Source organism: Edaphobacter aggregans DSM 19364, from assembly GCF_000745965.1.
Taxonomy (GTDB): Bacteria; Acidobacteriota; Terriglobia; order Terriglobales; family Acidobacteriaceae; genus Edaphobacter; species Edaphobacter aggregans.
Window position 1 is genome coordinate 7,182 of the sequence record NZ_KN050791.1, and the last position, 23,630, is coordinate 30,811.

The following is a 23,630-nucleotide window of genomic DNA, read 5'->3' on the forward strand; positions in this document are numbered from 1 at the left end:
CGGTTGCACTTCGCTGAAAACTACTGGACTCAGCCGGGACAGCGCGTGTTCAACGTCAGCATCAACGGCACGCAGGTGCTCAGCAACTTCGATATCCTCGCTACTGCTGGTGGGAAGAACGTCGCGCTCGTCGAGCAGTTCACGACGACCGCCGATGCCCAGGGCCAGATCGTGATTCGGTTCACCACGGTCAAGGACAATGCGGAGGTCAGCGGCATCGAAGTACTCTCATCGACTCCGACGAGCGCGCAGCCGGCGGCTCCGAGCAACCTGACGGCGACGGTGGCTTCGTCCAGCCAGATCAACCTGAGCTGGACAGCTTCGGTGACGTCGGGAGTTACTTACACGGTGCTTCGCAATGGAACCGCCGTGGCCAGTGGCCTGATCGGAACCACCTACACCGATACCGGCCTGACGGCCTCAACCAACTACTCCTACACCGTCGGGGCGGTAAATGCGGCCGGCACATCGCCGGTCTCCAACACCGCCACGGCCACCACGTCCGCTGCAAACACGTTGACCATCACCACGCAACCTGTAAATCAGACTGCTAATGTGGGCAGCTCCGCGACCTTCACCGTGGTCGCGGGTGGCACGGGTCCTTTCACCTACCAGTGGCTGAAGAACGGCTCTCCGATCGCCGGAGCAACGTCTGCGAGCTACACAACGCCCACACTTGTATCCACCGATAGCGGAGAACAGTTCAGCGTCATCGTCGGCAATGCGACCAGCACCGTCACTTCAACTGCAGCTACTCTCACGGTCAACAACTCCGGATACCCCATCTTTCCCGGCTTCATCGGAGTCGATCTGAACAACAACACCAACGGTGTATGGGCCGATAACCAGATCTACGTCACTGTGATCGGCATCGATTCCAGCAACAACAAATTTGCCTATTTGAAGTTCGATGGCACAATCGTTGATTTCGCATTGAACGATGCTTCCGCAGCAAATCACCTGACAGGTCCGAACGGCCAGAATTACGGCAACTACTCATTCACACTCGCACAAAGCAAGCTGTTGAAGATTCCAACCTTTATCTCCGCCCGTGCGTACATTTCGCTCGGCAATCCTCTGTACGTGCAGGTCAACGGAGACGGTAATGGCAACGTGACGGGTTACGCAGGTCCAAACCCGCAGAACGGTACCGATCCAAATATCAACACTCACTTTGACTGGTATGAGTTCAACAACAACAACGGTATCTTCATCAACACAACGCAGGTAGACGAGTTCGGTCTGCCGCTGCTTCTCGATGTCTGGGGCGCAGGCGGCGCCTTCCACCAGCAGGTCGGCATCACCGAGTCGATCGCACAGATCGACAGCGAATTTGCCGCTGAGGTACCTGCGCAATTCCAGCCACCCACGATGTCCAACCTTCGCATTTTTGCGCCGGCGAAGCTTTCCATGGCTTCCGGCGGAACGAATGCGCACTACTTCGACAACTACATCGCAACTGCGTGGCAGCAGTTCAGCACGACCCCACTCACGGTAACCCTCAATGGTCGCCAGTTCCGCGGCACCACGTCGGGATCGACCTTCACGTTCACCGAGGTCAACCCGTCGTCGGCTCACGTTGGTGAGGTCTTTGTTGTCCAGCAACCCTCCACCCAGGACCTTCTGGGGTGCGCAGGAACGATGGCAACCGGAGTTCCGGGTACCACTCCGCAACTCCAGGATGAAAATGCAGTGCAGTTGCAACTGGAAAACCAGATCTGCTCCGCGACGAACCGCGGCGTCCTTCTCAACCCCGCGAATTGGACGAACGTATCGGCCTACTACGGTACGGCGCCGGCCAACTTCTACTCCCAGTTCTGGCACAAGCACTCCATTGGAGGGCTGGCATACGGCTTCTCCTACGACGACAACAACAACCAGAGCACAACCATTACTACTCCGCAGCCGGAGCATATGGCGTTCGGCATTGGCTGGTAGAGGCAATCGAAGACAGGGCGAGGCGGTCACTCCATGGCCGCCTCGCTTCTTTTTTAATATGGTGAATTCTGCTTTCTGCCCTTTCTCATTGCATACAGCAAGATCCGGTAGCAGGATTTTCTTTATCCTCTGCCCCAGACCATCTCCACCCGGGAGAGTAGTGGTCGACGTCTCTCGTCTTATCGGTAGCTTACTGATCGAACCGCTTGCTGATGTGCTCGACGGCTTGGTGGAACTTCAGCCTTATGGGTAAAAGCTCGGCGGAACTTCAGGATTATGCGGTAGTTTGCTTCAGTGTTATGGGGAAACGCGGCCGGAAAGTTATTGAAATATAAAGCATCCAACTTCAGCCTTATGGGTCAACCGACACGTTGTGGGTTTGCGCATAAGGTGAAACTTTCGTCGCAGCCGATTTCGCGAAAAAGGTTCCATCCACGATGCATAGTTATTGAATCTGCCATCTATTTGAGTTGCCACATTTCGTCCCGATTCGCAAACACTTGAATGCGCACATAATGATTTTTTATATAGTCACGAACGCGTTGTAGGTTATCCGCTTCCGGATGTTTGGAATCGGGTTGAAGCCAAGGCGACCATAGGATGTACGGAAGCTGGCTTTGTTCGATCTGTTGAATTGTTAGCGCTGCAAACTCTGGCGAGGTTCGTTCTGGAAGGAGCGTTTCCACGAAAACCGGGCTGCGAAGCCCTAGTGGCAAATACATGCTCGGCCACGTCGCTTGAAAAAAATCTTCCCCGGGTTTTGTGTGTGCCTCTAACCACTGAAACTCTTCCACGTCCGTGTGAGCAATGGCCATTGTTCCGCCATGAAGTTTTAACATCGTGTATTGCTGGCGGCGAACACTTCTTACCTGTAGTGCCGCGAGGCATACGGTAGCGCCGTACAGACTCAAGATCGTCCAGCGGCGGAGCTTGTGTGGGGTCAGTTTTAGCAGAAATCTCATCCAAAGGATGATCGCTGGCATTGAGACGGCATAGAGACGAGTCCAGTTGGATCTGGTAATGACGCTGAGTAAGAGGAATAGTCCTGCCGTTGCTAACAGCAGACTCTGGATGCCCTCCCTTGATCCTCTTTGTTGGTTACGCCAGCAGCCCCAAAACACCAACGGGTATACCGAGACGAGAAGGATGTAGATGAACAGCCGTTGGATCAACACGAGTCCGCCGATTCCTCGAAGCGAAGGAATGAGAAATCCGCGCGTGTGATCTATGTAGTGCCAGGGGTATATGACTTGGAAATACCACAGAGCCTTGAAACCGGCAGTCGCAAGGAAGTACGCGTTCAGGACTAACCATGCGGTACAGAATGAAACTAAGAGGAGTGACTGATTCCTGAAAGTGGTATGACATGACTTCTCGCAATTGTGCTCCCAAGCCGATACGAGAAGCATTCCAACTCCGACCGCCACACCGGCCGTTTGCGTAAAAGAAGACGCAACAGCGAGAAGTATCCCGGCCCCTACTAGCCGAGGGACACTTCTGCTCTCCATAACGAGCCTGGTAGCGCCCAACGCCGCAATGAGACTAAACCAATGATGCGTTACGTCGAGTCGTCCTCCATAGACAAGGACGATAAAAAACATGGCTGTAAGTAGTGCTTCTGATCTCCTCATGAACTTGGAGGCGAGAGTGAAGCAAATGACGCTGAGAGCGACTCCCAATAGAATTGCCGCGAGGCTAGTCACCCATATCTTTTTGTCAAAGAGACGAAATAGAGCAAGAAAATACAGATCAAGTCCGGGCGGCGTGAATTGAAAGAAGTCTCTGTAGACGTGTTCGCCATTGGACATCCGTAGAGCATATTGCCAGAAGAATGTCTGATCCGCTGTCACAAGATACGGAACGCCAGGAGAATAGAACAATCTGGAGTAGAGATAAGCACAAACAAAAAGTGCGAGAAGACAAGCATCTTTTAGAATCGGTATCAAGCTTTTGACATATTGAGATTGCTTTACTTCTGTAGGAGGCAGGTTTTCAGAAGTCGGCTTGGAATCGACCAGTGTGAATAGTGGCATCAATTGTTGTGATGATCTCGGCATTGAGTCGGGCTTATGCATCGGTCTAATAAGAATCCACGATAATTTGGTCGACCGCATGCAAAAATTATGTCTTGTTTAGGTCGCCAGTTTGTTGAAGGTCCGAATTCACTCCCAAGGTGCTGTATTCGAGCGAGGCTCGGACCCCAAGCCCCTTCAGTAATCCGAAAATCCCTCTCCACTTCAGGCCAAAGCGCCGCCAGCGCCTTCTTATAATCCTCGCTCTCAAACGCAGCCAGAGCGGCCTCGTAGCTGTCGAACTCCACCACCACTGTCATCTGCTTCAGCCCTGCTTCGTGAGCCGTAACCGCGCTCCCCGGCGCAGCTAGGGGTTTTACTAGTAGACGTTCGGAGATGCATAGCTTTACATTATGTCGGGAAGTACGTCTCTGTCATCCCTGAAAGCGGGGACTGTAGCTTCGAAAATCCGAAGCCGATCTGGCGGGGCCGCACGCCGTACGAAGACAGGGGGAGATGCCTATGTACTCGAAGGGCGCAGTGTCCCGATCTGTATCGGCGATTCTCTGCATTCTTGCTCTCTTGCCCGGTGACACCCTCGCATATCAGTCGCCAACTCCGCAGGCGCCTGCATCCGCGCCGCAAAAACAGGCGCAGAAGATCTCACCCGAGCAACTCGACGCCCTCGTAGCGCCCATTGCTCTGTACCCAGACCCACTGCTTGCCCAAACCCTCGCGGCATCCACCTATCCTCTCGAGATCATTCAGCTCCAGCAGTGGCTGGAGAAGAACAAGAACCTGAAGGACAAAGCGCTATCAGATGCTGTAGCGAAACAGCCGTGGGATCCAAGCGTCCAGGCGATGGCCGCCTTGCCCGATGTGGTAAACCGCCTGGCGAACGACATTCAATGGACCACCGATTTAGGCAACGCGTTCCTTGCGCAGCAGAGCGATGTCATGGAAGCCGTTCAGCGGATGCGCAAGAAGGCCCAGGAAAAAGGCAACTTGAAATCCACCGAGCAACAGAAGGTGGAAACCAAGGTTGTCGAAAACAAAAGTGTCATCGTTGTCGAACAGGCCAATCCGCAAGTCGTGTACGTGCCCCAGTACGATCCTGTGATTGTTTATGGCCCGCCCGTCTATCCTTACCCGCCCATCTACTATCCGCCGGCATGGTACTACCCGGCTGGATTGGCTATTTCCTTCGGCGTTGGCGTCGCGATGGGGGCGTTCTGGAGCGGCGGTTGGTGCTGTGGATGCGGTTGGGGAGGCAACGACATCACCATCAACCGCAACAACAACTTCAATCGCAACGCGAACATTAATCGTCCCTCACAGCTCCCTTCCGGCGGTAATCGGGGCAACGTAGGCGATCGGGGGAACGCAGGCAACCGTCCCTCGCAACAACCAGCGAGCGGGGCCGGCGATCGATGGCAGCACAACCCTGAACATCGCGGAGGTGCGCCTTACCGCGACCGGGCAACCGCGGACAGATTTGGGGGTACCACACGTGGTGATTCGCTTGCCAACCGTCAGGCAAGCGCCCGTCAACAGCTTGGCCGCCAGGGCGGCACTCTTGCCAGCTACCGGGGAGGTGGAGCCGGTTTGAGCAACAGGTCCGGCGGCGGCGCTGGACTTGGCAATAGTGCAGGTGGAGGCGGCCTCGGCAACAGGACCGGCGCAGGGGGAGCGGACCGCATTGGAAGCCGGGATCTCTCGCGAAGCGGTGGTGGAAACAGGGATGCCTTTGGCGGAGGTTCACGGGGATACAACGGTTCGAGCGCGCGCAGCAGCAGCAGTCGTGGTTCCTCCAGCATGTCGTCCCGTGGAGGCGGAGGCTTCAGTCGCGGTGGCGGAGGCAGAGGTGGAGGAGGGCGCAGGTGAGCGGCTATGTCGCTAGAAAATGTTCACGGGAGCGCTGCTATGCATACGAGAATGACCTCTCCGAATCGAATTCGCTTTGGGAGTGCCTTGATGGCCGGCGCATTGGCCTGTGCGTGTCTGTGTGTGTCGCCTCTCGCCTCAGCGCAGCAATCCGGAGCGTCAAAAGCTTCCGCTCCTGCCGCTCCAACGACTCCGGCGGTCAAAGGCTTCGCGAGTCCACAACAGGCTGCGGATTCTCTGGTCGACGCGGCGGAAAAGTTTGACATTCCCGCGCTCCTTGAGATGTTTGGTCCTGGCGGCGAGGACATCGTGTTCAGCGGCGAATTCGCGCAGGACAGAAAGCATGCCGCTGATTTCGTTGCCGAAGCTCGCGAAAAGAAAAACGTTTCCGTCGGTTCAAAAGCTGGAAACCGCGCATTCCTTCTGGTTGGCAACGAAGATTGGCCTTTCCCTGTGCCGATTGTGAAAAGCGGCGACAAGTGGTTCTTCGACGCCAAAGCCGGCCGGCAGGAACTCGTCTATCGCCGCATTGGTGCGAATGAACTTGACGCCATTGCGATTTGTCACGGATACGTGGAAGCTCAATACGATTATGCATTTCGGAAGCGTCAAGGTTACGAAGTGAACCAATACGCCCAACGCATCATCAGCACTCCCGGCACCCAGGATGGCTTGGCCTGGCAAGACTCTGACGGTACATGGGCAGGCCCCATAGGCGAAAAGATTGCTCGTGCGATTGAACAGGGCTACACCATGGGCGCGGACCCCTACCATGGCTACTTCTTCAAAATTCTGAAGGGGCAGGGTCCTGCTGCGCCGCTGGGCGAAATGGACTACGTGGTGAAGGGCGTCATGATCGGAGGCTTTGCCCTTGCAGCTGTGCCGGCTGAGTACGCCGTGACCGGTGTGAGAAGCTTCATCGTCAGCCAGGACGGCGTCGTCTATGAGAAAGACATGGGGCCGAAGAGCATCGACGAGTTCAACAAGATGGAGCGCTTCAACCCGGACAAATCATGGGCTCCCGTGCAGGAAGCAGAACAAAGTACCCCAGACTAGCGGACTCGAGAATCGTTGAATCGCCAGATATCCCGGCAGAGACCTCAGTTTATTCAGATCCCGCGCCATCGCAACGTATGAGCTCGGCTGAGTTTTGATGGAGATCGCGCCAAACACAAACACCTGCGAAGGCCGGGGCGAATCGATCACCTTGGCCACAGCCTTGCCCCTGGTCAATCTGCGCCACCTCCGCATCGCTCAAGCCGATGTTCTATTGAAGAACCTGTGAACATCATCGGTAGCCTGGCCATGACACGTGGCTGAAGCAAACAGTAGAAGTGAACCAGCGAGGCATCCGATCGACACAACCTTCTTCAAAACCTGTGGCTTCGCCATCGTGCCACTCCTCGCAGACGTGAATTTCTCTCCCGGATTACCAATGGTGTTCTAGGCTACATCGAAATCCATGGAACCGCGGTCCCCGAAAGGAGTATCCGCATCATGAGCACACGCGAGACTCTTCCTTGCTGCCGGACGGGTGGCCCACATTTGACCCAACCACAGACGGGTGCCCCATCTTCGGCGCGAAGCGCCTAAGGTGGGCAATCGCGCGAAGCTCGAACCGTAAAAACACAAGGGGGCACAACTAAACCCCCTCCGCAATCCGAAGATCCCTCTCCACCTCAGGGCCAAGCACTGCCAGCGCCTTCTTATAATCCTCGCTCTCATACGCTGCCAGAGCGATCTCGTAGCTGTCGAACTCCACCACCACCGTCGTCTGCTTCAGCCCTGCTTCGTGAGCAGTAACCGCACTCCCCGGAGACACCAGAAGACGCGCCCCGAACTGCCCCAGCGCCGGCCCCGCCAGCGCAAGATAGCGGGTCATCATCGCCTCGTCACCAACCGTCCTGTACGCAACCACCCAGTAACCCTTCTTCATATCGCCTTTATCCTCTCAGTTCAAAGATTGGTTCGCCTCCGCTTGAGATCCAGCCGCGCCTCTCCCCGATCTTTGCCAACCCAGACCGACAAGGCTTCTCCTCTACCTTCACCAATACGGCAACGGGCCAAGAGGCAGTGAAACTTGTGCCCCCAATCGTACCAAAGCTGCTTGCGAACGATCTGGTAGGATGGCTTGCGATTGGTGAGGGCATTTTGAGGCTGTCCTTTGCTGCGGACATCCGTTTTCGCTTTACCCTTCGTTCTAAAATTCCCCAACTCCAGCAGAAGGTTGTGTGGCTATGACCCGTTTCTCGATCATCGCAGGCAGAAGCTTGCTTTGTCGCATTGTGTTCGGTTCTCTTACCTGCTGCGCTGTCGTTCTACCCGGACTCGCTCAGGGGCCTGCTAAAACGCTTCTCGTTGGTGTCGACCGCCGTTCGGTTACGTCGCTCAACGGAGACTGGCACTATCTTGTCGACCAGCCGCCCGCGAAGGGCCTCTATACCGCAGCCGGTAAGGTTCGCGACAACGGCTATGGTCTGAACACTCATCCCAACATCAACAGCGGACCACACAATGAAGAATATGACTTCGCCACCGCGCCCACGCTGAAGGTGCCGGGCGACTGGAACACCCAGGATCCTACTCTGTTTCGCTACGAAGGGGTCGTCTGGTATGAGCGCGACTTCGATTTTCAGCCTGTACCGAACACGCGCGCCTATTTACATATCGGTGCCGCAAACTATAAATCCTTCGTGTGGGTGAATCAGAAGCGCATCTGCGATCACGAAGGCGGCTTTACGCCCTTCGACTGCGAGGTCACCTCCGCACTGAAGCCCGGCGCCAATTTTGTTGTGATTGCCGTAGATTCGACGCGCGAAGTGGACGGTATCCCCTCCGTCGGTATCGACTGGTTCAATTATGGCGGACTTACTCGCGATGTGTCGCTGGTTACACTCCCCACCCGTTTCATCGATGACTACGATATTCACCTGAAGCACGAGAGTACCTTCTCCTCTTCCAACGCCAACACCCTTGCCGGTTATGTTCACGTAGAAGGCGCGGCTGAAGGCACTGCCGTCACTCTGCGAATCCCCGAGGCAGGCGTCAACACTACCCTGAAGACAGACGCCGACGGCCGGGCATCGTTCGAGGTGAAGGCTGCGAACCTCCAGCTGTGGTCACCGGAAACGCCAAAACTGTATAAGGTGGAGCTTGTCTCAGGTGACGACAGGCTTGCCGACGATATCGGTTTCCGCGACATTCGTGTTGACGGCACTCGTATCCTCCTCAATGGCAAGAGCATCTTCCTGCAAGGGGCCAATGCGCATGCCGAGGCTCCTTACCGCACGGGGCGCGCCTGCACCGACGAAGACGTCAAGAATATCTTCGCCTTTCTTAAGGACCTCAACGCCAACTTCGTCCGACTGGCACATTATCCGCACGATGAACGTATGGAGCGCACCGCAGACCGTGAAGGCATCATGGTGTGGTCGGAGATTCCTCTGTGGCAGCACATCTCCTTCGAAAAACCTGAAGTCTATGCCAAGGCGACCTACATGCTGAACGAGATGATCCGGCGGGACCGTAACAAGGCCTCTGTCATCTTCTGGTCGGTCTCAAACGAGACGCCCAATAATCCAGCTCGTACCCAATTCCTCACGAACCTCGCCAACGAAGCCCGGCGGCTCGATCCCACGCGTCTGGTGACATCGGCGCTCATTGGACCGCACGTTAAAGGCAATGAGGCAGTGCAGGACGATCCGCTTGCTGATGCTTTAGACGTTGTAGGCCAGAACGAATACATCGGCTGGTACGAGAGGCGTCCCGAAGATGCCGATAACGTTAAATGGACCCTTCCCAACAAGCCGATTCTCATCTCCGAGTTTGGTGCGGAGGCGAAGCAGGGTGTTCATGGCGGCATCGATCAGCGCTGGGCAGAGGAGCAGCAAGTCAATGTCTATGAACACCAGTTCGTCATGATCAATAAGATTCCCCAGGTGCGCGGTCTTGTTCCCTGGGTCCTGATGGACTTCCGCTCCCCCACACGCAATATTCCGAAGTTGCAGGATGGATTCAATCGCAAGGGACTCATCTCCGAGGACGGCAAAAAGAAACAGGCGTTCTTTCTCTTCCAGAAGACCTACAAAGAACGGAGCGTAGGTAAGGAGTAACCGTTCCACGAACAGGAATGCTGTTCCTTCTGTTTGTTGGTCCTCTCTGGTTAGAACAGTACCTTCAATCCCAATTGCAGCTGCCGCGGTGGGAAGGCAGACGAGATCGTACCGAAGTTGCTGTTGCTGGCCGTCAGGTTCAGGCCGTTGAAGTTCGTCCGGTTAAGGATGTTGAAGGCGTCTGCCTGCAGCTTCACCCTGACCTGCTCGGTGATGGGGAAGAACTTCGACACGGTTGCATCTGTCTGGGCCAGTCCCGGTCCTTCGATCGTGCCATACGGTGCGTTGCCAAAGCGGGCTTCAGTCTTCGGCACTGCCACGAATGGGCGGGTTGGACCATTGCAGCCGGTGCCGCTTCCGTTATTCAGATAACCGCAGACTCCGGCGTGCGGGTTATAGATGCGTGTACCTTTTACATAGTCGGGGCGAACACTGCCGAGGTTGACAAGGGAGTTGACCTGTAAGTTGTAATACGCGCCGCTCTGCAGACGGGCTACGCCGCTTACCTGCCAGCCGCCGGCGACCTCCCGAATCACAATGTTGTGTCCCTTGAGATCCGGCGCCTGAATGACGAAGCTGGCAACGAAGGCATGACGCCGATCATTCGAGAGGTAGCCGTAGTTGTAGTGGTTATCGGTCCAGTTCTCCAGCGTCTGGTTGTTTCCGTTCGAATCACCCAGTGCCTTCGAGAAGGTGTAGGCCAGCGTAAACGTCATAAAGCCGGCTCGCTTCGAAGCGAACATCTGCAGAGCGTTGTAGTTGTAGTTGGAATCGAAGCGATTTGAGTTGATTGCGGCAAATCCCTTATAGGGGTTGAAGATCGCCGTGGAGGAGTTGACGCTGGAGCTGTTAGCGTTTGCAACGACCGCGTTCAGGTCGGCGAAGTTTACGTTCGGTTGACGCAATTGATGATGCGAGACACTGCCGACGTAATTCATCTCGACGAGCACCGTTCGCGTGACCTGCCTCTGCACACCGAAGCTATATTGCCAGGTGTATGGATTTTTGTTGAGCGGGTCGATGGCGCTGATAGCTGCCTGCAAACCAGTATTGTTGGCTGCGAGCGAGCCGACCGTCGCCAGGTTCCCAGTGTCGAATTGCGTGTTTGCCAGGAAGGGAGCAAGGTTGAGCTGGCTGAAGATCAGGTTGCCCTGCGCGCGATAGTAGAACAGACCGATGCCGCCGCGGATGGCCGTCTTGTCGTCAGCAGCGTAAGCGAAGCCGAAACGAGGGCCCACAGTACCGTTCATCTTGTAAAAGCCGCGTGGAGCTCCAGCCGGGATCAGCGGGAACAGTGCCGTATTCACGTTTGGAACGCGAATCTGCTGATCGGCTGGAACTCCGCCACCGGCGCGAATCAGGCCGTTGTACGGATTGCCCGAGCCAAGGACAATACGGCCACCCGTAGTTACTGTGACGGCATTGGCAGCATTGTAGACGGATTTATCGAAGTTCGAAGCGTTGTTTCCCTGCAGGTAGAAAGGCTGAATCCACTGGTAACGCAGACCGATCTCAAGGCTCAGTCTGCGAGTAGCCTTCCAGCTGTCCTGCGCGAAGCCTTCGATCTGGTTGAAGCGGAAGTGACCCATCGGATCCGCACTGGCCTCCGAGTAGCTCTGGAAGTTGCCTAGGAAGGCATCGGCCAGAGAATAACAAGTGGTATTAGAAGTAGCGTTCTTGCACAGGCTGGAGGTTGGCACAACGTTGAACGTCGCTGTACCGGTGTAGTTGGAACGGCCGTTCTGATCGACGCGGTCGCGGATGTATGCGGCGCCAAACTTGAAGTTGTGGGGGCCCTTGATCCAGGTGATGTTGTCGGCAACTTGAATGTCAGTGGAGGGTGAAAGCAGCGCAAAGTTCGGCCCCTGGAACCCGGCGTAGTTGGTGATGTTTACGATCGGTATGCCGTTGGGGTATGGCCCGATGCCCGGGTAGATCTTGTTGTAGGCAAAACCATAGGTCTCGCGCTTCCAGTTGTTGCCATAGGGTGGGATTCGCTGCGCAGCCCAGCTGGTGTTCGCTGTCGCCTGGTTGATGAGGTGCGAGCTGATGACCCAGGTCTCGGAGACAAGATAGCTTTGGCCGGGACGATTGCGCGTCGTCGGCGTTGTGTTCAGAATGCCGGCGTTGGAGAAGGTTCCGTAAGGATCGATGAGTGTGTTCTTGTCATGAATCCACCGGCCGAAGATGCTGTGTTTTTGGTTAATGACATAGTCTAGCCGGATCAGGTCCTGGTGAAAGTCCAGCGGGTTCGACGGAGCCAGCGTGAGATTGTTGCTGGGGATTCCGCCATCGCGGAAGCTAAGGCCCGCCGCGGAGATTGTCTTGTAGACATTGGCGATGGCCTTGCCGTCCGTCGTCATCAACGAGGCGATGTTGTTGTTGGGGATGGGAGTTGAGGTCCCGGGACGGTAGAGCTGAATGGGATTGGGGCCGGAGAGCAGCGCCGAGAAGTCACCATTCAACATGGCCGTCGTGGGTACTGTAAAGGTCGTGGCAACGGCCTGCTGGCGAAGGCGCTTCCACTCTTCACCGACGAAGAAGAAGAGCTTGTCCTTGAGGATTGGACCACCGACGTAGAAGCCGAAGTCGTTGTAGATGAGCTGAGTCTTCTGCCTGGCGATGTAGTTTGTGGCGTCAAGGTAGTTGTTGCGAAGGTACTCGAAGGCGCCGCCATGAAACGCGTTGGAACCACTCTTGGTGACGATGTTGAATGTCGGACCTGAGGTACGGCCATACTCCGCGGAGGCGTTCGATGTGTCGATCTTTACCTCGCCGATGAAGTCGGGGCCAACGTTGTTCATCAGCGAGCCATTGGAGCCGGCCACCTGGTTATACGCGCCATCCACTGTGAGGTTGTTCGTGTCGCTGCGGTTGCCGTTGATTGTCTGGTTGGTCGATGCCAGCGAGGTCGTGACGGAGAAGATGTCGGGGTTGGTCACGACCGCCCCGGGCACGAGGGTGAGAAGCTGAGTGTAGTTGCGCCCGTTCAGTGCGAGGTTTTCAACCTGCTTGGAATCGATTACACGAGCGAGTTCGCCAGACGTGGTATTGACTGTCTCAACCGTCCCAGCCTGAACCTCAATCACCTCTGTAGCTTGACCAGGAGAAAGTGTGAAGTTTGAGGTGACCTTGGCGTCGGCGCTGATGGTGACGTCGGACTGCTGCGCAGTTCGAAATCCGGTCTTGCTAACGGAGATCGAATAGGTAGCAATGGGCAGGTTGGTTACGATGTAGTTACCGTCGCCATCGGACATGATAGTGCGCTTCACCTGAGTATTCATGTTGGTGACAGTGACCGTAGCTTCGGGTATGGCCGCGCCTGTTGAATCGAGGACGGCGCCTGAGATCTGGCCAAAGCTGGTCTGCGCGTGCGCCTTCAGACCGGAGAAGGAGAAGAGGAGTGCGATTGCGAGAATAAAAATGCCCCAATCTCTCCTAAATTTGTATTGCATCGAGACACCTCCAGAAACTGGGTAGCCGAATTGTTTGCGTGAGAGCTGCACTGCTTTCCGATGCAATCTCCCCGAACTGACAAACGCCCATTCACGGCGTAGAAGACGCTCACAAGAAAACGCATTAATATGAAGCCGCAACATTAAGAGGTCTGAGAGGCACTACTGTCAAGAGAAGAAGTCTTCCTGTCGGAACCAAAACTATCGAATTCCCTCGTTTTAACGACGGGTGGATCGTTCCGAGTCAAGACATCCTTCCTTCCGTCGCGTCGTTGATTGTGGGCAAAAAGTATTTGCGGTATGGTGGCAATGATCCAGAGAGGCGACGCACGCAGCGCGACAGAGTGTGGTGAAAGAGTGGGAATCAAGCCGCAAGAAAACATCACTTCGAGACGAGAGTTTTTGATAGCTGCCCTGGCGGCTGGCGCCGCATCGACTGTGCCGACACGGACTGCAGCAAGCGAAACGAGGATGGCGGCAGACGGGGACAGGGCTTACTGGATCGATGTTGTTCGGCGCGTCTCGACGCCGGTACTCGAAGCAGCGGGCAGGGGACAGTTGCGTGCCATGATGCCTGTGGAAGCCGCAACAGGATTGGAAGGGGAGCGAAGCAAATCAACTCACCTGGAGGCGTTCGGAAGATTGATCTCAGGGCTGGCTCCCTGGCTGAATGCCACTGTGGAGCAGAGAGACGAAGCCTCGCTGCAGGCGAGCTATCGAGAGTGGGCACGAGCGGGAATCCGATACGGAACGGACCCAACCTCAGCCGACTACATGAACTTTGGAATGACTCCGCAGTCTGTCGTGGACGCGGCCTTCCTCGTGTTGGGGATTCTGCGCGCCCCGGAGCAGCTCTGGGAGCCGCTGGACAAAGCAACCAGGGCGAACCTGGTGAAGGCGCTCCAGGCCACCCGGCAGGTGCTCCCCGGACAATCGAACTGGCTGCTGTTTTCGGCAATGGTGGAGGCCGGACTCTGCTTTATGGGGGAGTGGTGGGATTCCATGCGCGTCGACTACGCGCTCCAAATGCACAAGGAGTGGTTTGTCGGCGATGGAACCTACGGGGACGGAAAGAACTTTCACTGGGACTACTACAACAGCTTCGTTATTCAGCCCATGTTGCTGAAGGTGCTGGAGACAGTGCCGGCGAAGTCTCAGATGTGGACCTCGCTGAGGCCCGTAGTACTTGAACGGGCCCGGCGGTATGCAGCGATCCAGGAGAGAATGATCAGCCCGGAAGGGACGTTCCCAGCGATCGGGCGGTCGCTGACTTACCGGTTCGGAGCCTTCCATCTGCTCAGCGATATCGGCCTGCGAAGAGAGCTGCCGGACGGGATCGCTCCGGAGCAGGTACGGTGCGCGCTGACGGCGGTGATGCTGAGGATGATCGAATCTCCGGGCACATTCGATCAAAAGGGATGGCTCACGATTGGGTTTGCGGGCCATCAGCCGAGGCTGGGTGAGACCTACATCTCGACCGGTAGCTTATATCTCTGCGCGGCGGCCTGGCTGCCGCTGGGCCTGCCAGTGACTGACCCGTTCTGGGCATCACCGGCCCGGCCCTGGACCGCGGTGAGAGTGTGGGGCGGAGAAGATGTAATGGCCGACCATGCCTCCTCCGCGTAACGATATCCATGCAGCTAGCTCGAGCGTTCCTCCTCCGCTTCGTGATTTGCTCTTGGCGTTACGCGCTGTATCTGGTCACCATCGCATCCGTCCTCGTCCCACGCGCTTTTACGCAAATCACCGCCAGTTCATAGGTGAACGACAGCACAGGCGGAATGACCGATACGAAGTTCGGACAGCGCGTTATCCAGTTTGCGCTGAAGTACAACTTCTAGTTCACGCCTGCCATATCTGACTGGCCTGGTATTGCTGATTCCCAATCATCAATACCAGCCCGGTGCTTCGTTCTTACATCTCGCACAGCATCCGCCGCCTGCTCGCCACTGCGGTACACTTATCGGCAATCGAGGTGACGACCATGTGCAAGCAGCCCCGTCTCGCCAGGTCCATAGCGTTCCCCGCCCTCCTCCTCACAACCTTCCTCCTAACCAACTCCACCGCCATCGCTCAATCCACCCAGATCCAGGGAATCATCGACGGGCGAACCGGCGCCACCATGTCTATCAAGGTAGCTGGCTCCCCCGACACCACGGTCCTCCTCTCCGACACGACCAATGTGCAGGAGGTTGAAGGCGTCTTCCACGGCCGCAAGAAGGAGATGCCCATGACCTCTCTCATCCCCGGCCTTCCCGTCCAGGTCAGCGGAACCATGAACGCCCAGAACCAGCTCGCCGCCGACAGCGTCAAGTTCAAAGGCTCCGACCTCAAAGCCGCCATGGACGCGCAGGCAGGCCTCAAGCCCACCACACAGCAACTTCAGCAAACCCAGCAGCAGGTCGACCAGCAAAAGGCTGCTCTTCAGGCCCAACAGGCCCAGCTCACAGAGGAGCAGCAGAAAGTTGCCGCCAACAAAGCCGCAATCGCCGCAGCCAACAAACGCTTCGGCGAGCTTGGTGACTACAACATCCTGGGCGAGGCCACCGTCTACTTTGCCAACGGCAAAACCACCGTCGACAGCGCAGACAAGGCAAAGCTCCTGCAGCTGGCACAGCAGGCGAAGGGAATCAAGGCGTACATCCTGCAGGTGCAGGGATACGCCTCTGCGGTCGGCAGCGCCGCCCTCAACCAGCGACTCAGCAGCGAGCGCGCAAACGCCGTCACTGAGATCCTCGAGCAGCAGGGCGGGATTCCTCTCACCAACATGCTCGCCCCTGGTGCCATGGGTACTACGTCGCAGGTAGATTCCGACAAAACAGCGGAAGGCCAGGCTCAGAACCGTCGCGTAGTCGTCAGAATCCTCCAGAACAAAGGAATCGCAGGGACCTAGGGCCATCACAGCTAATCCACTCATTCACGGTGGGTCGGACGGGTGGCCCACATCTAACCTCACCACAGACAGAAGCCCATCTTCGGCGCGCAGCGCCTAAGGTGGGCATGCGACCGAAGCCCGAACCGCTGTATCCTTCCCTCCATATGGCCACCATCTTCCCAGGCCGTTACACTTCCCGCATCGAAGGCCCGTTCGTCGTCTTCCTCATCGGCGTGCGCATCAACCGCCTCCTCGCCCCGCACAAGTGGCTCCCAACCGTCCGAGCCATGCCCCCATGCTTCGCGAGCTCTACGCCAACTCCTCGCTCGGCTTCCTCTCCGCCGAGATATGCCTCGCCTGGCGCGGCGTCACCCTGATCCAGTACTGGCGCAGCTTCGACCACCTCGTTGCCTACGCGCAGTCCCGCGTCTCCAAACACCTCCCCACCTGGAAGGCCTTCAACCAGAGCGCCGGCAACGCCGACGCCTCCGTCGGTGTCTGGCACGAGACCTACCAGGTCGCCGCCGGCCACTCCGAGTGCATCTACGCCAACATGCCCCGCTACGGCCTCGCCATCGCCGGTACGCACGAACCCGCCACCGGCCACCTCCGCGACGCCCGCTCCCGCATGCAGACGTAACATGGCACGGATGATCGGTACCGCTCATCTCGTGCTGCTCCTCACGATCGCCCTCCTCACTTCGGAAGCAGCGTGCCAGACAACCGCGCCTCCACCGCCTCCCAACCCCGATGCATCCGCAGGAGACAACTGGTCGCTCGCCGCCACCGCCTATGGCTATCTCGTCCCCAACGACCGCTCCTACTTCTCACCCGTCTTCACCGCCGACCGCCGATGGCTGCACCTCGAAGCGCGCTACAACTACGAGAACTTCCAGACCGGGTCGTTATGGGCGGGATACAACTTCAGCATTGGCCACAAGCTCGAGTTCGACTTCACCCCGATGCTCGGAGGCGTCTTCGGAGACACCTCCGGCATCGCCCCCGGCTACGAGATGTCCTTGACCTACGGACCCTTCGAGCTCTCCAGCGAAGGCGAACAGCTCTTCACCATCAAGAGCCGCGCGAACGACTTCTTCTACAGCTGGAACGAACTCGTCTACTCCCCCAAGGACTGGCTCCACGCCGGCCTCGTCTCTCAGACCACTCGCGCCTACCAGTCGCCGCTCGACATACAACGCGGAGTGTTCGTCGGGTTTTCCCGAAAGAAGATGGACTTCACCACCTACGTCTTCAACTTCGGCTGGACCGATCCCACCGTCGTGATGGGACTCTCCTGCAAATTCTGAGTGAGGCGCAGCCGCCTCACGGCCGTTGACCGATCTCTTTCCCTGCCAGATCCAGCTGAAAACCGTGTCAAGCCCCAAAACGAGCTAAGTTTAAGAAAGCAAAGGATATACAGGTTGCCGATTAATTACCCTCAACCCGCTACAATAAGAGGAGTGGTCCAGAAAAGCGCGAAGCCCGAACACGCCACGGGCATCGCCGCCAGTTGAAGAGAGACCGAAGTACCAGGCTAACTCTCAATTTTTGAATACTTTGCGCAAAAAGTACGGGGGGGGACCCCCAGTCGCCCCGGATTACCGAAGATTTACCAGAAAGATGACGATCTGTGATGACAGGTCCCACCGAGGTGCTATATTCCAGAACGAATCCCGGCCACTAGTCTCACGCTTAGCCCTTTATCCCTAGGAGGCTCAGTAAGCCGATGCCGTCTGTGACCCCGGCCGTCCAGCCTGAAGTACATTCAGAACCCAACGCACGGAGCAAATCCAGACGAATCCCCCTCTCCCTCGTCGCCTGCACCCGGTGCGGCGGATACCACACCGCGCGCACTCGCCGCCGAACCTTCCTTCAGAGAGAGGTACTCTTCCGGCTCGGCTACTTCCCCTGGAAGTGCATCGACTGCGCGAACCGCTTCCTGTCCAAGGACCGCGGTCACTACTGAGAGGGACCGTTCGCAGCGGGGCCGATCCGAAGCCGACAAGCGATGAGCCGCGGCGTGAGACTGGTGGGCCCCGTCACACGCTATCATCGACAGATGACCGCTGAAGCACGTGCTAAAAACATCAAAGTCCTCGTCTTCGACGTCGACGGCGTCCTCACCGACGGCCAGATCTTCGTCGTCCCCGGCCCTGACGGGAAGGGAATCGAGTCCAAAGGCTTCGCCGCACACGACGGCCTGGGCATCACACTCGGCCGCCTCGGCGGGCTGCGCATCGGCATCATCACCAAGCGCAACTCCCAGACCGTAGCCATCCGCGCCCGCGACCTCAAGCTCGAGTTCGTCTACCAGGGCCAGGCGCACAAGATGAACGCCATCCGCGAGATCCTCGCCCAGACTGGCTACTCCATCGACCAGCTAGCCTACGTCGGCGACGACATCATCGACCTCCCCGTGATGCGCCAGTGCGGCCTCGCCGTCGCGACCGACAACGCTCGCCAGCAGGTCAAGGACGTCGCGCACTACATCACCCCCAGCCCCGGGGGCCACGGTGCCGGCCGCGACGCCATCGACTTCATCCTCTCCGCCCAGGGCTCGCTTGAGAGGGTCATCGAGGAGTATCTCGATGAGGACAACAAAGCGTCGGAAGTCGCCGACGTCGGCGTAGGAAATATGTAGAGCGAGTCTGCGAGTCAGCAGAGATCGGATCATCGGCTGACTCGCTGACTGTTGACTCGCTAACGCAAGCGAATAAAGATCGAAGAGATTCGCGTTAGAATACAACATGCTCCAGGCCGCCGAAGCCCTCGAAGTCCTGACCTCGCTCGCCTGGGCGCATCCGGTTACGGCCGAGTGGTTTCTCCGCCGGTTCGGCTCGCCCACCGAGCCGCAGGAGCAGGGCTGGCCCAGCATCCTCGCCGGCGATGCGACGCTCATCTCCGCCCCTACCGGCAGCGGAAAAACGCTGGCGGCCTTTCTCGTCTGCATCGACAAGCTTCTTCGCGACGCGATAGCCGGAACGCTCGCGCCCACGACGCAGGTCGTCTACGTCAGTCCGCTCAAGGCGCTGTCGAACGACGTGCAGAAGAACCTCGAGCAACCGCTGCGCGAGATTCAGCAGCTGGCGTTCGAACGCGGCTATCTCTCCACCGAGATCCGCACCGCGGTCCGCACCGGCGACACGCTCTCGAAGGAGCGCGCGGCGATGCTGCGCAATCCTCCGCACATCCTTGTTACTACGCCGGAGTCGCTCTACATCATGCTCACCGCGGGCAAGTCGCGCGAGCATCTGCGCCGCGTCCGCACCGTCATCGTCGACGAGATTCACGCCGTGGCCGACGACAAACGCGGTGCGCACCTTGCTCTCTCGCTCGAGCGGCTGGACGCGCTCGTTCGCGGCGAGAACCGCCTCTCGCCCGGAGCCTGGCTCACAGGCCTCGCAACTCCACCGCAACGCATCGGCCTCTCGGCCACGCAGAACCCAATCGAACTCGTCGCCGACTTCCTCACCGGAGTGCACCCTGAGCGCAAGCCCGCGACGATCGTCCAAGTGGGCCAGCGCCGCCAGCTCGATCTTGCGATCGAGGTCCCGAGCGACGAGCTCACCTCGGTCCTCACCACAAAGATGTGGGAGGAGATATTCGACAAGCTCGCCGCCTACACGCAAACCCATCGCTCGACACTTGTCTTCGTCAATACGCGGCGACTGGTGGAGCGAGTCGCCTTTGCCCTCGCCGAACGTCTAGGCCCGGAGAACGTCGCCGCCCACCATGGTTCACTCTCCCGCGCGCTTCGACTCGACGCGGAACAGCGGTTAAAGAGCGGCGAGATCAAGATCCTTGTCGCAACGGCTTCGTTGGAACTCGGCATCGATATTGGTGACGTCGATCTCGTGTGCCAGATATCGACGACGCGCTCTGTCGCTATTGCCATGCAGCGCGTGGGTCGTGCCGGTCACTGGCGAGGAGCCGTTCCCAAAGGCCGCTTGTTCGCCACCACGCGGGACGACCTGCTCGAGCAGGCCGCGCTCATTCGAAAGATGCGCTCCGGCGAGCTGGACAAGCTTGAAGTTCCGCCTGAGCCGATCGATGTTTTGATGCAGCAGATCGTCGCAGCATGCGGTGCAGAGCCCTGGGAGGAAGATGCTCTCTTCGCCATGCTCACGCGCGCTCTGCCATATCGCAACCTCACCCGCGCCCGTTTCGACGAGATCATCTCTCTGCTGGCCAACGGAATCGAATCCAGCCGCGGACGCTACGGGGCCTACCTGTTGCGTGATGGCATCCATGGCCAGCTACATCCGCGCCGCGGCGCACGCATGATCGCCATCTCCAACGGCGGCGCTATTCCGGAGACGAACGTCTTTCCGGTGATTCTCCAGCCAGAGGGCGTGCAGATCGCTACGCTCGATGAGCACTTTGCGGTTGATTCTTCACCGGGCGATGTCGTGCTTCTGGGAAGTGCGAGCTGGCGCATCCAGCGCATCGAGGCCGCCGGCCGCGTACTCGTGGAGGATGCGCACGGCGCACCTCCTAGCCTTCCGTTCTGGTTTGGCGAGGCCCCCCAGCGGACCGAGGTCTTGTGTGATGGTGTGGGCGAGCTGCGCGCGACGATCTCAGAGATGACGCGCAATGTTGTGCCTGGCTACATCTCTGCTGCGGATCCCGAGGTCGATACCGCCATCGCATGGCTGATGGAAAACTGCGGAGTCTGTGCGAGCGGTGCGATACAGCTGATCTCCTACATCGTTACAGGGCGCGCCGTGCTGGGAGCTGTGCCATCGAAGACCACTATCATCGCCGAGCGCTTCTTTGATGAGGGTGGAGGAATGCAGCTCATCCTTCACGCACCCTTTGGCGGTCGCATCAACAAGGCCTGGGGACTCGCGCTGCGCAAACGTTTCTGCCGCGGCTTCAACTTCGAACTGCAGGCCGCAGCGACCGACAACGGCATCAACATCTCACTCGCCGAGCAGCACAGCTTCCCGCTCTCCGACGTCTTCCAGTTCCTCACCGAGCACACCGCGAAAGATCTTCTCGAGCAGGCCTCGCTCGCCTCGCCCATCTTCAAGACGCGCTGGCGCTGGGCGGCTAACCGCAGCCTGCAACTCCTGCGAAACTCCAAAGGCAAGCGCATTCCGCCGCAGATTCAGCGCACTCGCTCAGAAGACCTCCTGGCCAGCGTCTTCCCGCAGGCCGCGGCCTGCTTCGAGAACATCGAAGGCGACATCCAGATTCCCACTCATCCGCTGGTCGATGAGGTAATGAAGGATGTTCTGCAGGAGGCGATGGACCTTGAAGGCCTGATCGAAGTTCTTCGCTGCATTAAGGACGGCAGCATCCGTTGCCTCGCCGTCGATACGCCGGTGCCCTCGCAGTTTTCCCACGAACTGCTCAACGCCAACCCCTACGCCTTCCTCGACGAGGCAGGCCTCGAAGAGCGACGCGCCCGCGCCGTCTCGCTCTCACGAACGCTGCCCACAAGCGTGCTCGAAGAAGCGGGACGCCTGGACCAGAACGCCATCGACGAGATCCGTCGCGAATGCTGGCCCGATATTCGCGATGAGCACGAGATGCACGATCTTCTACACTCGCTCATCGCTCTGCCCGTAGCCTTCTTTGCGGAGAACCCCGAGGCCCGCCACTGGCCCGCCTTCTACGACCGTCTCCTGAGCAATGGCCGCGCTCAGACCATCGATTGCGGCACCGTCCGCTTCTGGACATCCGCAGAACGAGCCGCGCATCTCGCCGCACTCCGGGAAAAAGAAACGGATACAGTTACAAAAGAGCAGGCCCTTCGCCAGTGCGTCCAAGGCTGGATGCAGATTCTCGGTCCAACAACCGCTAGCGCCTTCGCTGAACTCCTTGACCTCTCCACCTCCGATGTCTTTCAGGCCTTCCTCGCCATGGAGATGCAAGGCCTGCTGATGCGCGGTGTATTCGAGCGCAGCAAGCCCGCAGACGATCATGAGATCGAGTGGTGCGAGCGCCGCATCCTGCAGCGCATCCATCGCCGCACGCTGCACACGCTGCGCCGGCAGATCGAGCCTGTCGCGCCGTCGGTGTACATGCGCTGGCTTCTCCAGTGGCAGCATCTCGCGCCGCAGATGCAGCTCACCGGCGAGGAAGGCGTGCTCGAGGCCCTGCATCAGCTCGAAGGCTTTGAGGCGCCGGCCATCGAGTGGGAGCGCACGCTGCTTCCGGCCCGCGTCGCCAACTACGATCCTCGCTGGCTCGACTCTCTGTGCCTCTCAGGAGCCGTTGGCTGGGGACGCATCTCACCGCACCCGGCCTGGTCGAACGCCGATGGCGTCGGGCCCCGACGCGTCGTTCCCACAAATGCCGCGCCCATCACCTTCTACATCCGCGAGTCCGCCGACTGGCTCCCGCATGCACTCGCGCGCGAGCGCATCGAAGAAGCGCGTCTCGAACAGTCGCTCAGTCCCGAGGCCCTTCAGGTCCGCGCCGTGTTGCAGCAGCGCGGAGCATGTTTTGCCAGCGACATCCAGCGCATCATCGGGCTCTCCCGGCAGCAGGCCCAGCATGCTCTGTGGGAGCTTGCTACCGCAGGGATCGCCGCTGCGGACGGCTACGACCAGCTTCGTGCGATCATGGATCCTCGCCGCAAGTCCGCGGCAATCACCGGAGCTCCCGGCAAGCGCCCCGTCCGCTCCACGGCCGGCCGATGGTCGCTGCTGACCGAAGAGATCCATGCTGCGCCCACCGCGATCGAGCAGGCCCGGCGCACTGAAGCCGCGCTTGAGTCCTACGCGCGCATGCTTCTCGCTCGCTACGGTGTGCTCTTTCGCGACCTGCTCGTGCGCGAATCGAATGCTCCGAAGTGGCGCGATCTCCTCGGAATTCTGCGCCGGCTCGAGGCACGCGGCGAGATTCGCGGCGGCCGCTTCGTCACCGGCTTCGGCGGCGAGCAGTACGCGCTTCCGGAGGCCGCCGACTCTCTTCGCGCCGCGCGCTCCCGCGAGAGCACTGCAATCATCTCCGTTGCTGCCGCGGACCCCGCCAACCTCGCCGGCATCGTGCTTCCAGGTGAACGTATTCCCGCGATTCCCGGCAGGCAGGTCGTCTATCGTAACGGCGTGCTGCATGGCAATGAGGCGACGCCGACCGCGGATCTCCCCGTCGAACTCGCAGCGGTTCAAACCGCAGTCCAATCCACTCCCTCCAGCGTTGCGCTGTTCTGATGATGATCAAAAATCCCGACGACCGCGACAGCAGCCCCGCTCCTCAGGCGGACAACACCACCGGCGAAACGCAGCCGCTCGCTCCACTAGACTTTTATTACGAAGGACCCTACCTCGTCTTCACCGCGGCCTACCACCTGAAGCGCGGCTACTGCTGCAACTCCGGCTGCCGTCACTGCCCCTACCGGTAA

General features: G+C 58.5%; 16 protein-coding genes. 12 read left to right on the forward strand and 4 right to left on the reverse strand.

From position 1 onward, the window contains the following. On the forward strand, positions 1-1,938 hold a 1,938-nt coding region (locus Q363_RS37350), incomplete at its 5' end, for a beta-1,3-glucanase family protein (RefSeq protein ID WP_245632668.1). 461 nt (positions 1,939-2,399) lie between these two features. On the opposite strand, the gene Q363_RS34690 is transcribed toward Q363_RS37350, so the two are convergent. Both Q363_RS34690 and Q363_RS47415 read right to left on the reverse strand, forming a co-directional pair. Beyond that, positions 2,400-4,013, reverse strand: coding sequence for a hypothetical protein (locus tag Q363_RS34690; protein ID WP_169747252.1), 1,614 nt, complete (start codon positions 4,011-4,013; stop codon positions 2,400-2,402). Continuing rightward, positions 3,971-4,348, reverse strand: coding sequence for a DUF1330 domain-containing protein (locus tag Q363_RS47415; protein WP_425387834.1), 378 nt, complete (start codon positions 4,346-4,348; stop codon positions 3,971-3,973). The genes Q363_RS34690 and Q363_RS47415 overlap by 43 nt, the downstream gene beginning before the upstream one ends. Before the next feature lie 142 nt (positions 4,349-4,490). Here Q363_RS47415 and Q363_RS34695 point away from each other — a divergent pair, with 142 nt between their 5' ends. After that, the gene (locus tag Q363_RS34695; protein WP_245632669.1) at positions 4,491-5,834 is read left to right on the forward strand and encodes a DUF3300 domain-containing protein; all 1,344 of its coding nucleotides are present in this window, start codon (positions 4,491-4,493) and stop codon (positions 5,832-5,834) included. Between the two features lie 90 nt (positions 5,835-5,924). After that, positions 5,925-6,890: a DUF2950 domain-containing protein gene (locus Q363_RS34700; protein ID WP_245632670.1), complete on the forward strand. Its 966-nt coding sequence runs from the start codon at positions 5,925-5,927 to the stop codon at positions 6,888-6,890. Positions 6,891-7,476: 586 nt separating this feature from the next. Here Q363_RS34700 and Q363_RS34705 read toward each other — a convergent pair. Further along, entirely contained in the window at positions 7,477-7,770 is a 294-nt protein-coding gene (locus tag Q363_RS34705; RefSeq protein ID WP_035359697.1) for a DUF1330 domain-containing protein, read from the reverse strand. Between the two features lie 301 nt (positions 7,771-8,071). Between Q363_RS34705 and Q363_RS34710 the strand changes: the two genes are divergently transcribed. After that, positions 8,072-9,946, forward strand: coding sequence for a glycoside hydrolase family 2 protein (locus tag Q363_RS34710; protein ID WP_051979769.1), 1,875 nt, complete (start codon positions 8,072-8,074; stop codon positions 9,944-9,946). Positions 9,947-9,996: 50 nt separating this feature from the next. Here Q363_RS34710 and Q363_RS34715 read toward each other — a convergent pair whose 3' ends face one another. Continuing rightward, complete coding sequence (locus tag Q363_RS34715; protein WP_035359699.1) at positions 9,997-13,401, reverse strand: TonB-dependent receptor; 3,405 nt, start codon at positions 13,399-13,401, stop codon at positions 9,997-9,999. Positions 13,402-13,872: 471 nt separating this feature from the next. Here Q363_RS34715 and Q363_RS34720 point away from each other — a divergent pair, with 471 nt between their 5' ends. The 8 genes from Q363_RS34720 (at position 13,873) to Q363_RS34750 (ending at position 23,630) form a co-directional block, all read left to right on the forward strand. Then, positions 13,873-15,027, forward strand: coding sequence for a DUF2264 domain-containing protein (locus Q363_RS34720; RefSeq protein ID WP_035359700.1), 1,155 nt, complete (start codon positions 13,873-13,875; stop codon positions 15,025-15,027). A gap of 358 nt (positions 15,028-15,385) precedes the next feature. After that, positions 15,386-16,294, forward strand: coding sequence for an OmpA family protein (locus Q363_RS34725; RefSeq protein ID WP_035359761.1), 909 nt, complete (start codon positions 15,386-15,388; stop codon positions 16,292-16,294). 277 nt (positions 16,295-16,571) lie between these two features. Then, complete coding sequence (locus Q363_RS34730; RefSeq protein ID WP_245632671.1) at positions 16,572-16,916, forward strand: monooxygenase family protein; 345 nt, start codon at positions 16,572-16,574, stop codon at positions 16,914-16,916. Position 16,917: 1 nt separating this feature from the next. Beyond that, the gene (locus Q363_RS34735) at positions 16,918-17,583 is read left to right on the forward strand and encodes a hypothetical protein (protein WP_051979770.1); all 666 of its coding nucleotides are present in this window, start codon (positions 16,918-16,920) and stop codon (positions 17,581-17,583) included. A 419-nt stretch (positions 17,584-18,002) separates the two neighbouring features. Then, a complete protein-coding gene (locus Q363_RS41850; RefSeq protein WP_157468271.1) occupies positions 18,003-18,242 on the forward strand; it encodes a hypothetical protein in 240 nt (79 codons plus the stop codon). A gap of 54 nt (positions 18,243-18,296) precedes the next feature. Further along, positions 18,297-18,917, forward strand: coding sequence for a KdsC family phosphatase (locus Q363_RS34740; RefSeq protein ID WP_245632672.1), 621 nt, complete (start codon positions 18,297-18,299; stop codon positions 18,915-18,917). 106 nt (positions 18,918-19,023) lie between these two features. Next, positions 19,024-23,439 carry a DEAD/DEAH box helicase gene (locus Q363_RS34745; protein ID WP_051979771.1) on the forward strand — a complete coding sequence of 1,472 codons (4,416 nt, stop codon included), beginning with the start codon at positions 19,024-19,026 and terminating at the stop codon, positions 23,437-23,439. After that, complete coding sequence (locus Q363_RS34750; protein WP_245632673.1) at positions 23,439-23,630, forward strand: C1orf53 family protein; 192 nt, start codon at positions 23,439-23,441, stop codon at positions 23,628-23,630. The genes Q363_RS34745 and Q363_RS34750 overlap by 1 nt, the downstream gene beginning before the upstream one ends.